The organism is Runella aurantiaca, assembly GCF_003339505.1.
Taxonomy (GTDB): Bacteria; Bacteroidota; Bacteroidia; order Cytophagales; family Spirosomataceae; genus Runella; species Runella aurantiaca.
On record NZ_QPIW01000001.1, the window covers coordinates 473,696 to 489,592 of the forward strand.

The window sequence follows — 15,897 nt, forward strand, 5'->3', positions numbered from 1 at the left end:
CGCAGATTTGGCATGAAAAGGGAAGCCTGGAACTTCCCTATTGTCAATGTGCTGTTATGCGTTTGGTTTTTCTGTTAGGTGAGTTTAACAAAATCGTCTTCGAGTTTTACGTTAAAATTAATTTCTGCTTTCAATGCCCTAAAAACTTTTAAAACGGTATCAATTGTCGCACTGTTAGCACTGCTTTCCAGTTTAGAAATTTGAGCCTTCTGCACCCCAACGAGTTTACCAAGTTCTTCCTGTGTCAAGTGGCGTTTTTGTCTCGCAGATTTAATCATTTTCCCCAACACATCCATGCGAAGTTCGTATTCGTATTCGTCACGGTCAGTGGTCCCAACTTTGCCGATATAACTGTCCTTCATTTCGGTTAGTGAATAGGTCTTGATTTCTTCCGTTGCCATATGATTACTTTTTTGATTTATTTTGAAAATACCTATCTCTCAGCTTTTCTGCTCGGACAATTTCATTCGCTGGCACTTTATCAACCTTTTTTATGAAACCGTGGGTAGCAATTACCAGTGTTGCTTTGTTGTCTGACTTGTCCCAAAATGCAAGCAACCTGATTTGAAGTCCTGCAAATTTTGTCCGAAGTTCCCAAATGTCATTTTGTAGTTTCTTGAACAATTTCGGATCGTTCGTCTGTTCAGCAAGATCAATATTGTATAATATTTTTTTGATGGTCTTTGGGTCAAGCTCACCTATAAACTCGTTTGCTTCTTCCATAAACCTTGTCTCAAAATACCTCATTTGTAATGTAGATGATAAACGTCACTAAAATAAGTAAAGTTTCTAAATTTGGAAACAAAAATTTGCAATGTTGGTCGTAGGTCGACTTTTAAGCGGATGCAAAAACCCTATTAGTACTCGTTTTTATTTCCACTTATCGAACTCTATACCATAAATGCTCAACCCCCGCTCATAAATATTCCCTAAATCAAGCGAAGTTCTAATATCTAAGATTTCATTTTTCTCATTCAATGCAATGAGGGAATACCAACTTTCCTCTAAAATCATTTTCCTGATAATTAATGTAGCTGGTCGCGGTTTTGGAACTGCTTTAAAAGTTCCACGAACTTTTTTCTGCCTGCTATGGCCGCGCCAACTGGTATCAAGTTTGTAATGGGGTAAATAATCAGTTGAATATATTACCTCATGTGAAATGCCTCTAAACTCGTCAAGCAGTTCAAAGAATAGCCATAAGGCCTCTTCCTTATCTTCTCGTTGGTCCTCAATCATATGCGCCCAACCACTTGTCGACTCATAATAATTTAGTCTTTTGGCAATCCATCCAGTCATGGAAGTCATCAAAGTTGGGTTGTTCAATTTCCGAGGATTGAAAATTAGTCGCGAAAGAAAAACCTGATAGAAAAGAATCAAGATGAGTCGGACTGTGATATCCGATATACATTCCTGGCCTGGGTCTTATTTTGTCTAAAAGTTTGAGCATGTCTTTGCTTACCGTTAAAAAAGTATATGAAAGACCACAGATTGCAATACCCCCTCAAAAAACTCACCTCAAAATCAACAAATTCCCCCGAAAGATATGCCCTTCGGATTGGGTACGAATTTGGTACGCGTAGTTTCCTGACGGCAACGAAATCCCGTTGAATGTACCGTCGAAAGGCTGTTTGTTGTTCTTTGTAGAATTGTAAATGGCGTGTCCCCACCGGTCAAAAATCTTGATTTCAGCCGCTGGAAATTCCTCCAATCCTCGGGGCTCCCAAGTATCGTTGATTCCGTCGCCGTTGGGAGTAAAGGCATCGGGAATATAGACCCCCTGCACGATGTTGACCGTAATGGTATCTTTACTTGTACAACCATTGGAACTGCTGACGGTGAGTTGATATGAGGTGGTTTGCTCAGGGTTTGCGTAAGGACTGGCAACGGCGGACGACGACAGCCCCAAGGCGGGCGTCCATTGAAAATTAAAGCCATTGGAGGCGTCCAGTGCGTTATTTTGATTCAACTGCACTCCCCCAACCGATGAAATGAATTGGTCGGGACCCAATTCGAGCGGAGGCGAGGCGAGCACAACGGCGGTCTCGATGACGGTGCCCGTTAGGCAGGCCTTGGGGTCGTCGAGTAGGTAAGAAATCGGGTGCGCTCCCACGCCCGCATTTTTGGGTGAAAAGGCATTTTTGTTCACACCATCACCGCTGAATTTACCCCCCGCTGGCGTGCCAATCAACGCAACTAAATTCGTGTCATTGCTGCACCTGACGGGAATCACGTTGATGCTTACTTTAACGGTGCTATCCAATCTAATACTTAGCGGAGTGGATTGCCCTTGGCAGCCGTTTTGGTCGGTAATGGCTACGGCGTATTGCCCTATCTGCGTTACTTTAAAGGTTGAATCAGTTGCCCCCGCGATGGCCACACTATCGCGAAGCCATTGAAACTTGACCGATGGCTCGGAGGTCAAGGTCGATAGTTTTAGAGAGCCACCAGAGCACAACAAGCCGCTTGGCACGGAAGATTCAATCAACACTTTTGGGTTGGGCACAATCGTGATGAAGGCAGGCGACGAGGTATTGGTGTTACAGGCCCCTTTTTTTGTCAACGTTACGGTGTAGGCGCCACCTTCTTTTACCACCAAAATAGAATCTTTTTGTCCCGCAATCACGGCCCCGTCTTTGAACCATTCGTAAGTAATATTAGGCTGTCTGGCCCCTGCATTGAGCTGAACGGCTTTGCCATCGCAGACCTTGGCAGAAGCCACGGCGCTGGGGCGATTCACCTCGCTGATTCGAATGGTGGCAGGCGGAGGCGTAAGGCAATCTTCCACTTTGATTTGGTATTCGCGGTATATTTCGCTCAACGGAACACCGTTGCGGCTGTGTTTGATTAAAAAACCGACGGAGTAGACCCCTGCTTTGGTAGGTTTTGCCGAGATGGATAAATTAGCAATTCCTTGGGCGGTGATCCAAAACATGTTCGGCAGGTAAAAATTCCCCCCAGGCAACATTTGATTTTGGGAGAATCCCGCTTTCCAATCCACGGTTCGGTAGCGAACTTTGGCGGTTGAATCACCCGTAAGTGGAGAGGTGTTTTGGAGAAGGATGGTGTAATTTCCGAGTCCTAGGCCTGTTTTGATCGGATTGGAGCCTACTTGGAGACTGAAATTAGTGTTTTCGTTGGTACAAAAATAATTGAATGAATCGGGGGTCCACTGCGGCGTGGTTTTACCCGGTTCTAGGGTATCAAAATATTCCCATAGGTACTGAGGTGAAAACCAATGATAGAGTACAATGTTGGAAGATACGACGTTTTCGGTGGGGTTTCGGTTGCCGACGGGATTGTTAATAATGTAGTAACCGTCGGGGTCAGAATATTTATCGGGTTTGAGAATTAAGCTTTGGTTGTAATGGACAAATATATAGTCTGTCTTTTCGCTTTTGTTGCAGGCAGTGGCTGATTTTGTACCGCTTATGTCTTTGCTTTTGTCGGCAAAAAACGTTTCAATTAGTTCATTGTCTTTTTTTCGATAAATGCCAAAACGGAGACGATTCGGGAGGGCTTCATAACCCGCTTGGTCGGCAAAGAAAGTACAGCCCACTTCATAAGCATAGGCAGTATTTGTAGACTGATAGCGCCGGTCAATCTGCCCTCCAAAGATGCGTTGAGCCTGTGCCACCAAACACAAACCTACCAAACCAAAGGCCAAAAAAATAGAGTAGCGCATTCGTTGTTTATTGAGACCGAATGTCAAATTTAACAAAAAAAGATAAACATCGGTGACTACTCGGCAAAGTTAAAAACAGAATTATTCAAGGGTTTGTTATAAAAAAAATGCAAAATTTGCGCTAAAAAGGCATTTATTTATGCAACGTTTGGACCTTCAATTTTATCAAAAATACGAAACATTATCTTTGGCAAAACAGCTGTTGGGCTGTGAGTTGGTACACGAAAGTCCCGAAGGGCGCACCGCGGGCATCATCGTAGAAACCGAAGCCTACCTGACAGGAGACCCCGCTTGCCACGCCTACCGAAAAAAAACGGTACGAAACGCTGCCATGTTTGGCCCGGCAGGTTCGGTGTATGTGTACCTGATTTATGGTATGTATCACTGCGTCAACATCGTCAGTGCCGAAGAAGGAAAAGGGGAAGCGGTGTTGATTCGCGCTTTGGAACCTACCGAGGGGATTGAATTGATGGAACTCCGACGGGCAGAAAGAAAGTGGCACAAGTCGATGGCGTTTTCGCTACGTGAACTTTGCAGCGGGCCGGCAAAACTGGTGCAGGCCATGGGAATTAGCCTCGCGGGTCACAATGGTAGCTCGCTTTTGGACGATGCTCTCTACATTACTCCCCCAAAACAGACTGATTTTGAGGTGGTAACCACGACGCGCATCGGCATTACGCAAGGGGCAGATTTGCCGTATCGTTTTTACATCAAAGGAAACCGCTTTGTGAGTAAAAAATAATTGCCGTGAGTGGTTATCCTAAAGTTTCGCATTTAACCACTCGGTATTTTCAATCAGGCGCACTAATTTGCTGTGCGAAGAGATTCCCTTGAGTGCTTCCAAATGACGGCTGTGGTGCAAATCCGTTCCTAAAAAAGACGCCTGTTTGTTCTGAACAAGTTGTTGACCCATCGCTTGGGTGTGTTTTCCGTAATAACCCACTAATGAAAGCAAGTTTACCTGCAACAAACAGCCGAGCGATTTTATTCGCTCAAAGTCGTTCATGGATAGATAATTATACCGTTCGGGATGGGCCAGAATCGGAATCAGGCCTTGCGCCTGAATTTTAAAAATCGTGTTTTCGTAATTAAGCGTCGGTGCCACGTACGACATTTCAACCAGCACGTAGCGGTTGGCAATGGGAATCAACTGGTCATTTTCCAGCAGGGTATCAAACCCATCGTCTAGCATGTATTCAGCCGACGCCTCCAGTTTAATTTTCAAACCTGCGGCGGTGATTTCCTCGTTTACCCTAGCGGCGAGGGCCTTGATGTTGTTGGGTTTGTTGGGGTATAATTCCCGCATTACGTGCGGCGTAGTTATCACTTTTTGATACCCCAGCGCCTCCAATTCGGTGAGGTAGTGGAGCGTGGTGGGCATATCGGGGCTTCCATCGTCAATTCCGGGCAATAAATGGGAGTGCATATCGGTCGCTAGCCATTTAAAAATTCGGTGTGTGTTTCCGGAAAATAGACGTTGAAGAAAAGACATAATTAAGAACGAATTGGAAATATAAATTTAAAAATTCCCGTCTGTTTTTACTCAAATGAATGGGGAGACTCGAAGGGTTTTAAATGATGAAAGTACGATAATCTTCCGAAATAATTAAACCCTATTTTTGGAGTCAATCACAATCGTGACGGGGCCGTCGTTGAGCAGGGATACTTTCATGTCGGCCCCAAATTCACCTGTTTGAATTGGGCGACCCAGTTCTTCCGCAAGGCGTTGAATCATTCGGTTGTACAAAGGAACGGCGACTTCGGGCCGCGCGGCTTCGATAAACGATGGGCGGTTGCCTTTTTTTGTACTCGCGTGTAGTGTGAACTGACTGATAAGCAGTATGTTGCCGTCAATGGATTTGAGGTCAAGGTTCATTTTTCCTTCGGCGTCGGAGAAGATTCTCATACCGACAATTTTCTTGGCCAACCATTCAGTATCTTCGTCGGTATCGGTGTGCGTAATACCCAAAAGTACCAAAAAACCCTGTTGAATTTGGCCGTTTATTCGGCCTTCTATGGTGACGGAGGCTTCCGACACGCGTTGAATGACTGCAATCATTAAGGATAAAATTGTAAAGTGCAAAGTAAAGGCTAAAAACGTTCAAGTACTAAATATTTAATCATAAGATGGGGTAAAACCACCCGAATAGCGTCGAAATGAGCCATAGTAGTTTAGTTAGAAATGAGGTTTTGTGAGTATCAATTGGGGTAAATTGCCTTTATTTTAAAGGTTTCATTCACCCATTTATTTCTCTATGTTTCGCGCCCTAGTTTTTGCTTTTGTTCTTGCGGTCGGCTACGTGTCGGTAAGTTTTATGCCTCCAGCCAATAAACCCAACATTATTTACATTTATGCCGACGACATGGGCTACGCCGAACTTGGATGCTACGGCCAACAGAAAATCCGCACGCCGCACCTTGATAAAATCGCCGCTGAAGGCATTCGGTTTACGCAACACTACACAAGTACACCCGTGTGTGCGCCTGCTCGGTGCCAATTGTTGACTGGAAAACACGCGGGGCATTCATACATTCGTGGCAATTATGAGTTGGGCGGCTTTGCCGATTCGTTAGAAGGCGGACAAATGCCGCTGTATCCGGGCACGTTTACCATTGGGCGGATGTTGCAGCAATCGGGGTACAAAACCGCTTGCATCGGCAAATGGGGCTTGGGCATGGCCAATACCACTGGCAACCCCAACCAACAGGGGTTTGATTATTTTTATGGGTATTTAGACCAAAAACAGGCCCATAATTTTTATCCTACGCACTTATGGGAAAACGGAAAATCGGTTCCTTTAAACAATACCTACATTGATGTTCACCGTCGCCTAACGCCCGAAACTGCCACTAAAGAAGCGTTTGCCTATTATCGTGGCAACGACTACGCCATCGACAAAATGTCCGAAAAGGCATTGGCTTTTGTGCGTGAAAACCAAAATAGGCCTTTTTTCCTGTATTTGCCTTTTACGGCTCCGCACGTTTCGTTGCAAGCCCCCGCGTCGGCGGTGGAGGAATACATCGGAAAATTTGAAGAAAAACCGTATTTGGGACAACAAAATTATGCCTCCACGCCTCATCCACGCGCTACGTATGCGGCCATGATTACGCATATGGACAAGCAAGTGGGCGCGTTGATGCAGTTGTTGAAAGAACTGAAACTGGACGACAACACCCTTGTTATGTTTTCGAGCGACAACGGTGCTACCTTCAACGGTGGGGTAGAAGCGGCCTTTTTTAGGAGTGTTTCTAACCTGCGGGGGTTAAAAATGGATGTCTACGAAGGCGGCATCCGGGAGCCGATGATTGCACGTTGGCCGGGACGTATTCCCGCCGGAAAAGTGACTGACCTCGTGTCGGTGCAGTACGACGTAATGGCAACGCTGGCCGAAGTAGCAGGATATAAACAACCGTTGGACACAGACGGCGTGCCATTTCTACCGACCTTGTTGGGGCAAAAAGACAAACAGAAAAAACGTGAATTTATCTATTGGGAATATCCCGAAAAAGGCGGGCAATTGGCGATTCGGATGGGCAATTGGAAAGCCGTAAAAACCAACGTTCGTAAAAATCGTAAAGGCCCTTGGGAGTTGTACGATTTAAGCAAAGACGAAAGTGAAACCACCAATGTAGCCGCGCAGTATCCTGAATTATTGCGCCAATTTGACGCCATCTTACAGCGAGAGCATGTGCCCTCGCATCTTAAAGAATGGGAGTTTGTGAGCCCTAAATTTGGGGAATAAAGTGCTATGTTTAATTGGGAGATTTCGCGGAGTTGTGAGCAACCCTCTCGTTGATTTTGAGAAACCAACGTTACTATCCATCCTATTTTTTATCTATCAAAAAAGCCGAACTACGTAGGTAGCCCGGCTTGGGGTTGATAGGAACAGTGTGAACGTTAATTTTCTACGGTTTCGGTCACTGGAATTACGCCTAATTTTTGTCCCACTTGCGTAAACGCCGCCACGGCACGTTGAAGGTGTGCTGGCTCATGCCCCGCCGAAATCTGTACGCGGATGCGGGCTTTGCCTTTGGGCACGACGGGATAAAAGAACCCAATGACGTAAATACCCTCTTCCAACAATTGTTTGGCAAACTCTTGAGCCAATGGCGCATCGTAAAGCATGATGGGCACAATCGGATGTTCGCCGGGCAAAATATCAAACCCAACGGCGGTCATGGCCTCGCGGAAGTAACGCGTGTTGGCTTCGAGCTTGTCGCGCAGGGCGGTCGAGGCCCGCAGCAATTCCAACACTTTGAGCGAAGCGCCTACAATGGAAGGTGCTAATGTATTGGAAAATAAATACGGCCGCGAACGTTGGCGTAACAATTCCACAATCTCTTTCCGCGCCGCCGTAAACCCACCCGACGCGCCGCCAAGGGCTTTTCCGTACGTGCCCGTGATGATATCGATGCGGCCCAATACGTTTTTGTGCTCGGGCGTGCCACGGCCCGTTTTGCCCATAAAACCGCTGGCATGACATTCGTCTACCATGACCATGGCACCGTATTGGTCGGCCAAATCGCAGATTTTATCCAACTGTGCAATGGTGCCGTCCATCGAAAAGACGCCGTCGGTGACAATCAATACCCGTCGGCAGGAGGCAGCGGCTTGAAGTTGCGCTTCCAAATCGGCCATGTCGTTGTGTTTGTACCGAAAACGTTTGGCTTTGCACAAACGGATACCGTCGATGATGGAAGCGTGGTTGAGTTCATCGGAAATGATGGCGTCTTCTTCGCCCAATAACGGTTCAAAAACTCCGCCGTTGGCGTCGAATGCCGCCGCGTACAAAATGCAATCTTCGGCTCCGACAAACTCTGCCGTTTGGCGTTCGAGTTCTTTGTGGATGTCTTGCGTGCCACAAATAAACCGCACCGACGACATCCCAAAACCGTGGGTATTGAGTGCCTCGTGGGCGGCCTGAATCACCTCTGGGTGAGAGGAAAGTCCCAAGTAATTATTGGCGCAAAAATTCAGTACTTCGCGTCCGTCCTGCACCGCAATCACGGAAGATTGGGGCGTAACGATGATGCGTTCGGTTTTATAAAGGCCCGCTTCTTTGATGGCGGCCAATTCTTTTTGAAGGTCTTCTTTGATGCTTCCGTACATGGTGTTAAGCAGTTACGTGATACAATTCGTTAAGATGGGTAATCATTTCGTGCGTCATTTTGGGTAAATCAAACGCGGGTTTCCAGCCCCAATCTTGCCGCGCAACCGAATCGTCAATGCTTTTGGGCCATGAATCAGCGATGGCTTGCCGAAAATCGGGCGCATAAGTTACCTTAAAATCAGGGAAATGCTGCTGAATAGAGGCCGTCAATTCGGCGGGGGTAAAGCTCATACCCGCTAAATTATAAGACGTACGAATGGTGATGTTATCGGCGGGGGCTTCCATTAATTCCAGCGTGGCGCGGAGCGCGTCGTCCATGTAAATCATGGGCAAACGGGTGTCGGCGGCCAAAAAACATTCAAAATGATGACCTTGAATGGCTTCGTGGTAAATGGCCACGGCGTAGTCGGTGGTGCCGCCACCGGGCATGGATTGGTAGCTGATAACGCCCGGATAACGCAGCGAGCGTACATCCAATTTGTAGCGTTTGTGGTAATACACCGACCAATTTTCGGCGGCTACTTTGCTAATGCCGTAGACCGTGGCGGGGTCCAAGACGGAAGACTGCGGCGTTTCTTCTTTGGGGGCATGTTCGCCGAAGGCGGCAATTGAACTCGGTACAAAAACCTTGTTTAGATTAAACGTTCGGCCTATTTCTAAAACGTTGAGTAAAGTCTGCATGTTGAGGTTCCACGCCCACAATGGGTCTGCTTCGCCTTTGGCCGAGAGTACGGCCGCTAAGTGATAAATTTGAGTAACACCGTGCCGCTGAACGATGTCGGCCAGTGCCGTTACGTTGGTGGCATCCAAAACTTCAAAGATGGCTTCCTCGTGTCCCGTTTGGCGAATATCGGTAGCGATGACGTTACCGAATCCGTACATTGTTTGGAGGCGTGGTAAAAGTGCCGTGCCGATTTGCCCGTTGGCCCCGATGACTAAAATGGTTTCGTTCTTCATGGTTCAATGGGTGTTGAGTAACTGATTTTTGGAAGAATGATGAAGTGTAATTCACGGCACAAAAGTAGTTAGGCCGTTAGAATTTGTAAAATAGTACCGTAAAATCAGTTAATATTGTGGTATATTATTTATAATGAAGTTATTTTTATTGAATTGTATTAAAAGAAGATAGTATAGAAAGAAAAATTTTCGGTATGGAACAACTCGACGACATCGACAAGAAACTGCTCCGCCTCTTGCAGGCCGATGCGAAGCTAACCACCAAAGAATTGGCCGCTCGGCTCGGCCTGACGCTGTCGCCTGTGTATGAACGCATCAAGCGGCTGGAAAACCTCGGTTTTATCAAACAATACGTGGCCATTCTGGACAAAGAACTGTTGGGGCAGCCCATCACGATTTTTTGTCAGGTGTCGATGCGCTACCACGACAAGGCGTTTATCGAAAACTTTGAAAAAGAAATTCAAAAGCTAGAAGAGGTGCAGGAATGCTATCACATGGCGGGTCAAGTAGATTTTTTGTTGAAAATAAACATGGGAAGTCTGGACGAATACCACGGTTTTGTGCGCAACAAACTCTCTAAAATCGAAAACATCGGCACGCTCAACAGTACTTTTTCGTTGAAGGTCATTAAGCAGAGTTTGGGGTATCGGGTGGGGTAGAAGTTTGGCCCGATTTCATTTCTTACCCAAAGTCAATGGATAGAGAATTTGCGGGCGGTAATTTTGGGCCATCATTCACAAAAAAGCAAAAAAATGGATACCAGAATACACCAAACAAACCCCAAAATGGCCCTCGTGGCGGGCCTTTCACTGATTGCAATGGCCCTCATTGCGGGATTTGCCTACGGGTACGGATTTGGAAATATCTACGTGGCCAACGATGGCCCCGCCACGCTGAAAAACCTGAACGAATCGACGACCCTGTTTCGCTGGGTGCTGTTTTCGTTTGTCATCATTCTGATGCTGGATGTGGTAGTGGCTTGGGCACTTTATATTTTTATGAAGCAGGTCAATGAATCATTGTCGTTGCTTTCGGCGTGGTTGCGCTTGGTCTACGCCGCTTTGTTGGGTGTTGCTTTGTTGAGTCTGGTGGATATTTTACCAGAAGTAACGGGCCAGGCGCAAAGTGTGTCCTTGACGATGACCAGTTTTAGGGCTTTTTTGGCGATGTGGTCGTTGGGGTTAATTGTTTTTGGCGGTCATTTGTTTTTACTGGGTTATTTGATGCTCCGGTCAGGTTTTATTTCCAAAATTCTGGGAATCTTAATGCTTGTGGCGTCGGTTTGTTACCTTTTTGCCAATATGGCGCAGCTTCTTTTGCCAAATTATGAGCATTACAAAGCCACGGTAGACGCCGTCTTGAGTGCGCCAATGGCCCTTGGAGAATTGGGGCTTGCGGGCTGGCTGGTGTGGAAAGGAGGGAGGGGAAGCTAACGTTATTTCACTTTCAGGATTCGCTTTCTACTCCACGATTCGGGCGTATCCCCAATGAAGCGAACGAGTTGGGGATTTGGAAGTAAGGGTTTGAAATTTAGATAGATAGGCCCTTAAATCGGATCTCAATCAAGCGTCGATTTCTGTAATGTTGTTGCGGCTGTTGATAGGTTTATAGGCTGTTTGTTGCAGGGTAGTAAGTTTTAAATTGCAGTTTCATAAAGTTATCCAAATTAGGGGCTATTGGTGAATCTACAAAAAAACGTGACAAGATTATTAACCACTAAAAACTCAAAGGAAAACCTTCATGCTCTTTGGGGTTATTTGTTTTTGCCAGTAATGTAGCGCTAGATTTTTTATGGGTAAACGAACTAACGTATACTAGGTAGCGTATTTATATTGATTTCTGTTTTTTGAACTAAAAAAGGTACATTAACAATCAAAAGGAGTACCTTAAAAGTGGGCTTTTTTTTGGCTGGTTGAATTATTCCAAAAAGTCCAAAAAAATAGACTGTCGGTTGTATTTATGGTATACATTGAATTAATTGCCCCTAATATCACTTAACTAAAATCATTGATAGGGCCATTTCAATCAGAAATGGTCGGTAAAGTTTAAGGTATTCCAGAATGACGACGCTTACTGAAACACAGTTTGCAATGGCTGAGCAAATTATTAAAATCGTGGCCAAACATAACGGTAGATTGAATATTGGGCTATTGATTGAACAACTGACAACCGTACAACAGTGCAATAAAGAAGAAATAAAAAGAGTACTTAACCGATTGGCTGAGAATAGGATATGTGTCGTTTGTGCCGACAGGGCAGAGGCACATAAGTACGAAATCTGTATCACAGGCCGTGGAAATGAAGTTGTTAAATTGGGGAGCCTCTATGCGTGGCAACTTAGAAAAGAGAAGGAGCGTACAATAATGCTTAAATTTTTAAAAGACAAATTTGACGGTATAAGGGTATCACCCTCCTGTTTTGCACTGGTTCTTATATTGCTTGCGTTTGACCACATCCTTTTTGACTATCTGGAGGATAAGAAAAAGAGCAAAGAAATTCAGGTATTGTACCGAAAGATAGAATCTTTGGAGTCTTTGATGAAGCGCATTCCACCCTCAGTTAGGGATACCACCCATCAGCTGATAAAAAAATAAGACCCCAATCCGTTTGAAACCAGAATTGGGTCTTTTGTGCCTTTGGTGGTGTTTTGTGCGCTTTATTGGTGTTTTTTCACCAACAAAACCTATCAAACGAGCATTTTGAGAATTTCCAAGCCTTCGTCCCAGCGTCCGTAACCAGAATGGACGTTGATGTGGCCTGCGTCGCCGATGGAAACCAGTTTACTACCCCAAGATTCGGCAAAGAACTTGTACCGCTCCATGGAGGTCCAGAGGTCGTTGGTACTGGCGACCACTACCGAAGGAAAAGGGAGAGGGAGCAGCGGGATGGGTGCAAAACTTTGCAGTGACAAATCCATGTAGGGGTTGTCGATATCGGGAGGGGCCACAATCATGGCACCTTTGATTTTTTGGGGATGTTTGGCCGCCCAATGCGCCAAGGCAATCCCGCCAAGGCTGTGCGTGATCAAGATTGTCTCGGAGGTGTCGAGGTCTTTCAGCGTTTTTTCAATTTCGCTCGTCCAATCTTCGCAGGTTACCCCCGTCCATCTTTTCTGATTTATTCGTCGACAATTGCTCAATTGTTGTTCAAAATGAGTTTGCCAATGCTGGGCGGGAGAGTTTCCGTAGCCGGGCAGCGTAAAATACTGTATCATTTGTGCTGAGAATAATGGGTTGGTATATCTATTGCAATTTAGGGATAATTTTAAGTGACATTTATCGTTCCACTCATATTATTTTGGATAACATTACCTGTCGTCATCGTAAATGAACTGATGCCTACAAGAAGGAAGAAGTAGATGGGAGCTTTTAGTGGTTTCATAGTCATAATCGTTAAGTTAATTGCGATTTAGGTTGATTTTTTGGCTTTGAAATTATTCCTATTTTTTACTTACACCGCCAATCGAACCGTAAATTCTGTTCCTTTTCCGGGTTCGCTTTTGCAAAGAATGATTCCGCCGATTTCGTCCAAAATCCGTTTTACAATGCTCAGTCCCAAGCCCGTAGATGACTTACCAGTGGTGGCGGCTGAGGCCGTATTGTATTTTTCAAATAAATGGGGTAGGTGCTCGCTTTCGATGCCAATGCCTTCATCCTTGACGTGCAGTACCATGGTATCGTCTTTTTTTTCGACACTGACCCACACACGGCCGTTTGGATTGGAATATTTAATGGCGTTGGAGAGGAGGTTTTCAAGTACCCGCTGCACCAAGTGTCGGTCGGAGAGGAGATGCAAAGGCTGAGGGGCTGGGTCAAAAAGCAGTTGAATATTTTTGGCGTGGGCTGCTTCCTCAAACTCGTCGAGTACCTCCTGTGTTAGGGTCTGCAAATCAAAGGTTTCGAGCTGGAGAGTGTGTTTGTTGGTTTCTGCTTTTTCAACGTTTAGTACGTCTTGTATCAAGTTCATTCCCTGTTTGGCACTTTTTTCGATGATTTTGACGGCTTCCAGGGCTTTGGTATTTGCGGCATCCACGTTCATCTTTAAGATGGAATTCCACGTGTTTATCACCAAAAACGGCGTGCTCAAATCGTGAGATACAATGCTGATGAGCTGATTCTTTTCGCGGTTTAGGTCCGACAATCGGGTATTTTGACGCTCAATAAGCTCATTTTTTTCGTTCAGCATTTTGTTCTTTTGCCGATTCTTGACCAAAAAATACCCAATCACGCCCGAAAACAGCAGCAAGCCCAAAAAGCTGATGCCGAAGATGAGCCGCTGTTGGTGTTCCTGTTTTAATTGCTGATTGAGGAGTTTATTTTCCTGCTCTTTTTTCTCGGATTCGTACTGCTCTCTCAGTTGCGCAATGGATTTATTGGTCTCGGCGTTGATCAGTTCTTTTCCCAAACTATCGTAAATGGCGTAGTACTCATAGGCTTTTTTGTAGTCGCCAAAATACCGGTGTAGGTCGGCCAGAGAATTCATGGAAAAGTGTTCTTTGGTCTTTGAACCGCTTTTTTTCGCAATCCTGAGGCACTCATTTACATACCATTCGGCTTCTTTGCGCTGATTCAATTTGAGGTGAATTTCGGACATATTTCCGTAGTCATACCACAAGTCTTCGTCGGAGTGAATGGCTTTGTGAAAAGCAATGTTTTTTTCAATGTAAGGTTTGGCCTGTGCGTATTTTCCCTGTTTGATGAGCAGGGTAGCCAGATTGATATACACCGTGGCAATGCCGACTGAATCTTTGATGTTTTTTTTGATATTAAGGGCCTGCGTGTAGTAATAAAAGGCGCTGTCAAACTTGGATTCTTTGCGGTAAATCACGCCGAGATTGGTGTAATAAGTGGACAGTCGTCTTGGATTTGCTTTTTCTTTTTGACCTTCAAGGACGCCTTTAAACAACAGGATTTTTGCTTTTTCATTTTGCTCCGTACCCACATAAACGTTGACAAGGTCGCCGATGGCTTGGTATTTTTCATCAAAAAATTGATTCTTTTCAGCTTCTTTCAAAAGCGTCAAGTATGACTTGACGGCGAGGTCGATTTTGCCGTCGTATTCGTAGTAAAAACCCATAAAACGATGGTAATAAAGGGCTTCTTTTTTTAATCCGATGCTTTGGGCATCGGCCCGAATTTGTTCGGCCATCAGTTTGATGGAGTCCTTTTTCGATTCGTAGAAGGTCAGTGTTTTGTCAATTTTTGCCCGGATGGATGTTTCGGTAACTTGCCCAAAGACCTGCTTTAGGCAAACCATAGAAAACAAAAGAAAAAATGACAACTGTTTCATAATCAGAGGAGTATGTAGTGTTGTTAATTGTCAATCAAGTTATAACTGATTGCGTATTTTACCAGACCTACGGTATTGCTCACCCCCAGTTTAATCATGATATTTTGCCGGTGCGTATCGACGGTACTTACACTGATAAAGAGTTTAGCGGCAATTTGGGCGCTGCTGTATTCCTGACAGATGAGGGTTAAGATTTCTTTTTCGCGTTTGCTCAAAATAACGCCCGAGTTTTTGGTGATGTATCCATTTTGGTGAATGGATTGGTCTTTTGAAAAGTCAAGCTCAATGTTTTTGGCGTAGTAGGTTCCGCCGCCAGCCACCGTTCTAATGGCCTCAAAAACCTCCTCGTAGGTAGCATCCTTGAATAAATATCCCTGAAAACCAAGTTTTTGGAGTCGATGAAACAGGCGTGAGCCGCGCAAGATGGTGAGGTAAATGACGGGTAATTGTGGGTGCGTCGCCCTGATTTTCGACAGCAAATCTTCGGGGTCGGAGTTGGGTAAATTTACATCTAGTACTAAAATGTCAATACAAGGTTTTGTGGCCAAAAAGTCGATGGTATTCTGGCCAGAGGTACAGGTTTTAACCACCTCAAAATCATGCTGTGTTTCGATGATAGCGGCCAATCCGCGTAGCAATAATTCGTGGTCATCTACTAGGCAGAGCTTAATCATTGCGGCTTCTTTAAGTCACTTTTTACTTCTTTTTGGCAATTAAAATTAGAAAATGACTCGCGCATCTACAAACAATCGGAGGGTCGAGGGCTTTAATTGACCCGAAAATTTACTTAACGGTTCTGATTCACTAGAATATACTGTTTAGTCAAACGTATCGGGTGTTATTATCCCTATTTACACG

General features: G+C 45.2%; 16 protein-coding genes. 5 read left to right on the top strand and 11 right to left on the bottom strand.

The genetic code is table 11. The annotated features are described in order from the left end of the window. Nucleotides 1–74: 74 nt before the first annotated feature. The 4 genes from DVG78_RS02065 to DVG78_RS02080 all read right to left on the bottom strand — a co-directional run bounded on the left by DVG78_RS02065 (nucleotide 75) and on the right by DVG78_RS02080 (nucleotide 3,682). Nucleotides 75–401 (bottom strand): helix-turn-helix domain-containing protein, encoded by a 327-nt coding sequence (locus DVG78_RS02065; RefSeq protein WP_114459396.1) that lies wholly within the window; start codon nucleotides 399–401, stop codon nucleotides 75–77. 4 nt (nucleotides 402–405) lie between these two features. Continuing rightward, nucleotides 406–723 carry a type II toxin-antitoxin system RelE/ParE family toxin gene (locus DVG78_RS02070; RefSeq protein ID WP_229598105.1) on the bottom strand — a complete coding sequence of 106 codons (318 nt, stop codon included), beginning with the start codon at nucleotides 721–723 and terminating at the stop codon, nucleotides 406–408. Nucleotides 724–870: 147 nt separating this feature from the next. Continuing rightward, a complete protein-coding gene (locus DVG78_RS02075) occupies nucleotides 871–1,296 on the bottom strand; it encodes a hypothetical protein (RefSeq protein ID WP_158549946.1) in 426 nt (141 codons plus the stop codon). Between the two features lie 214 nt (nucleotides 1,297–1,510). Continuing rightward, nucleotides 1,511–3,682 carry a T9SS type B sorting domain-containing protein gene (locus DVG78_RS02080; RefSeq protein ID WP_114459399.1) on the bottom strand — a complete coding sequence of 724 codons (2,172 nt, stop codon included), beginning with the start codon at nucleotides 3,680–3,682 and terminating at the stop codon, nucleotides 1,511–1,513. 139 nt (nucleotides 3,683–3,821) lie between these two features. Between DVG78_RS02080 and DVG78_RS02085 the strand changes: the two genes are divergently transcribed. After that, nucleotides 3,822–4,424, top strand: a complete 603-nt coding sequence (locus tag DVG78_RS02085) for a DNA-3-methyladenine glycosylase (RefSeq protein WP_114459400.1) — start codon at nucleotides 3,822–3,824, stop codon at nucleotides 4,422–4,424. Between the two features lie 18 nt (nucleotides 4,425–4,442). On the opposite strand, the gene DVG78_RS02090 is transcribed toward DVG78_RS02085, so the two are convergent. Next, entirely contained in the window at nucleotides 4,443–5,108 is a 666-nt protein-coding gene (locus DVG78_RS02090) for a tyrosine-protein phosphatase (protein WP_147276957.1), read from the bottom strand. Between the two features lie 180 nt (nucleotides 5,109–5,288). Then, the gene (gene dtd / locus DVG78_RS02095) at nucleotides 5,289–5,741 is read right to left on the bottom strand and encodes a D-aminoacyl-tRNA deacylase (protein WP_114459402.1); all 453 of its coding nucleotides are present in this window, start codon (nucleotides 5,739–5,741) and stop codon (nucleotides 5,289–5,291) included. A gap of 196 nt (nucleotides 5,742–5,937) precedes the next feature. On the opposite strand from dtd, the gene DVG78_RS02100 reads away from it, so the two are divergent. Continuing rightward, nucleotides 5,938–7,425 carry an arylsulfatase gene (locus DVG78_RS02100; RefSeq protein WP_114459403.1) on the top strand — a complete coding sequence of 496 codons (1,488 nt, stop codon included), beginning with the start codon at nucleotides 5,938–5,940 and terminating at the stop codon, nucleotides 7,423–7,425. Nucleotides 7,426–7,580: 155 nt separating this feature from the next. Here DVG78_RS02100 and kbl read toward each other — a convergent pair whose 3' ends face one another. Both kbl and DVG78_RS02110 read right to left on the bottom strand, forming a co-directional pair. After that, on the bottom strand, nucleotides 7,581–8,792 hold the full coding sequence (gene kbl, locus DVG78_RS02105; protein WP_114459404.1) for a glycine C-acetyltransferase: 1,212 nt from the start codon (nucleotides 8,790–8,792) through the stop codon (nucleotides 7,581–7,583). Nucleotides 8,793–8,796: 4 nt separating this feature from the next. Next, nucleotides 8,797–9,750, bottom strand: a complete 954-nt coding sequence (locus DVG78_RS02110) for an NAD-dependent epimerase/dehydratase family protein (RefSeq protein ID WP_114459405.1) — start codon at nucleotides 9,748–9,750, stop codon at nucleotides 8,797–8,799. Nucleotides 9,751–9,944: 194 nt separating this feature from the next. On the opposite strand from DVG78_RS02110, the gene DVG78_RS02115 reads away from it, so the two are divergent. The 3 genes from DVG78_RS02115 to DVG78_RS02125 all read left to right on the top strand — a co-directional run bounded on the left by DVG78_RS02115 (nucleotide 9,945) and on the right by DVG78_RS02125 (nucleotide 12,344). Continuing rightward, nucleotides 9,945–10,409, top strand: a complete 465-nt coding sequence (locus DVG78_RS02115; RefSeq protein WP_114459406.1) for an Lrp/AsnC family transcriptional regulator — start codon at nucleotides 9,945–9,947, stop codon at nucleotides 10,407–10,409. Between the two features lie 93 nt (nucleotides 10,410–10,502). Further along, nucleotides 10,503–11,183 carry a DUF4386 domain-containing protein gene (locus DVG78_RS02120; RefSeq protein WP_147276959.1) on the top strand — a complete coding sequence of 227 codons (681 nt, stop codon included), beginning with the start codon at nucleotides 10,503–10,505 and terminating at the stop codon, nucleotides 11,181–11,183. 627 nt (nucleotides 11,184–11,810) lie between these two features. Next, complete coding sequence (locus DVG78_RS02125; RefSeq protein WP_114459408.1) at nucleotides 11,811–12,344, top strand: hypothetical protein; 534 nt, start codon at nucleotides 11,811–11,813, stop codon at nucleotides 12,342–12,344. A 92-nt stretch (nucleotides 12,345–12,436) separates the two neighbouring features. Here DVG78_RS02125 and DVG78_RS02130 read toward each other — a convergent pair whose 3' ends face one another. From DVG78_RS02130 to DVG78_RS02140, 3 genes are all read right to left on the bottom strand, one after another. Further along, complete coding sequence (locus DVG78_RS02130; protein ID WP_114459409.1) at nucleotides 12,437–12,964, bottom strand: RBBP9/YdeN family alpha/beta hydrolase; 528 nt, start codon at nucleotides 12,962–12,964, stop codon at nucleotides 12,437–12,439. Between the two features lie 236 nt (nucleotides 12,965–13,200). Then, the gene (locus DVG78_RS02135) at nucleotides 13,201–15,039 is read right to left on the bottom strand and encodes a tetratricopeptide repeat-containing sensor histidine kinase (protein ID WP_114459410.1); all 1,839 of its coding nucleotides are present in this window, start codon (nucleotides 15,037–15,039) and stop codon (nucleotides 13,201–13,203) included. A gap of 23 nt (nucleotides 15,040–15,062) precedes the next feature. After that, nucleotides 15,063–15,713 carry a response regulator transcription factor gene (locus DVG78_RS02140; protein WP_114459411.1) on the bottom strand — a complete coding sequence of 217 codons (651 nt, stop codon included), beginning with the start codon at nucleotides 15,711–15,713 and terminating at the stop codon, nucleotides 15,063–15,065. Nucleotides 15,714–15,897 lie beyond the last annotated feature (184 nt).

Bases quoted from the DNA above. Each gene is read 5' to 3' on its own strand.
- DVG78_RS02065 (WP_114459396.1), bottom strand. From the start codon at position 401: ATGGCAACGGAAGAAATCAAGACCTATTCACTAACCGAAATGAAGGAC.
- DVG78_RS02070 (WP_229598105.1), bottom strand. From the start codon at position 723: ATGGAAGAAGCAAACGAGTTTATAGGTGAGCTTGACCCAAAGACCATC.
- DVG78_RS02075 (WP_158549946.1), bottom strand. From the start codon at position 1,296: ATGACTGGATGGATTGCCAAAAGACTAAATTATTATGAGTCGACAAGT.
- DVG78_RS02080 (WP_114459399.1), bottom strand. From the start codon at position 3,682: ATGCGCTACTCTATTTTTTTGGCCTTTGGTTTGGTAGGTTTGTGTTTG.
- DVG78_RS02085 (WP_114459400.1), top strand. From the start codon at position 3,822: ATGCAACGTTTGGACCTTCAATTTTATCAAAAATACGAAACATTATCT.
- DVG78_RS02090 (WP_147276957.1), bottom strand. From the start codon at position 5,108: ATGCACTCCCATTTATTGCCCGGAATTGACGATGGAAGCCCCGATATG.
- dtd (WP_114459402.1), bottom strand. From the start codon at position 5,741: ATGATTGCAGTCATTCAACGCGTGTCGGAAGCCTCCGTCACCATAGAA.
- DVG78_RS02100 (WP_114459403.1), top strand. From the start codon at position 5,938: ATGTTTCGCGCCCTAGTTTTTGCTTTTGTTCTTGCGGTCGGCTACGTG.
- kbl (WP_114459404.1), bottom strand. From the start codon at position 8,792: ATGTACGGAAGCATCAAAGAAGACCTTCAAAAAGAATTGGCCGCCATC.
- DVG78_RS02110 (WP_114459405.1), bottom strand. From the start codon at position 9,750: ATGAAGAACGAAACCATTTTAGTCATCGGGGCCAACGGGCAAATCGGC.
- DVG78_RS02115 (WP_114459406.1), top strand. From the start codon at position 9,945: ATGGAACAACTCGACGACATCGACAAGAAACTGCTCCGCCTCTTGCAG.
- DVG78_RS02120 (WP_147276959.1), top strand. From the start codon at position 10,503: ATGGATACCAGAATACACCAAACAAACCCCAAAATGGCCCTCGTGGCG.
- DVG78_RS02125 (WP_114459408.1), top strand. From the start codon at position 11,811: ATGACGACGCTTACTGAAACACAGTTTGCAATGGCTGAGCAAATTATT.
- DVG78_RS02130 (WP_114459409.1), bottom strand. From the start codon at position 12,964: ATGATACAGTATTTTACGCTGCCCGGCTACGGAAACTCTCCCGCCCAG.
- DVG78_RS02135 (WP_114459410.1), bottom strand. From the start codon at position 15,039: ATGAAACAGTTGTCATTTTTTCTTTTGTTTTCTATGGTTTGCCTAAAG.
- DVG78_RS02140 (WP_114459411.1), bottom strand. From the start codon at position 15,713: ATGATTAAGCTCTGCCTAGTAGATGACCACGAATTATTGCTACGCGGA.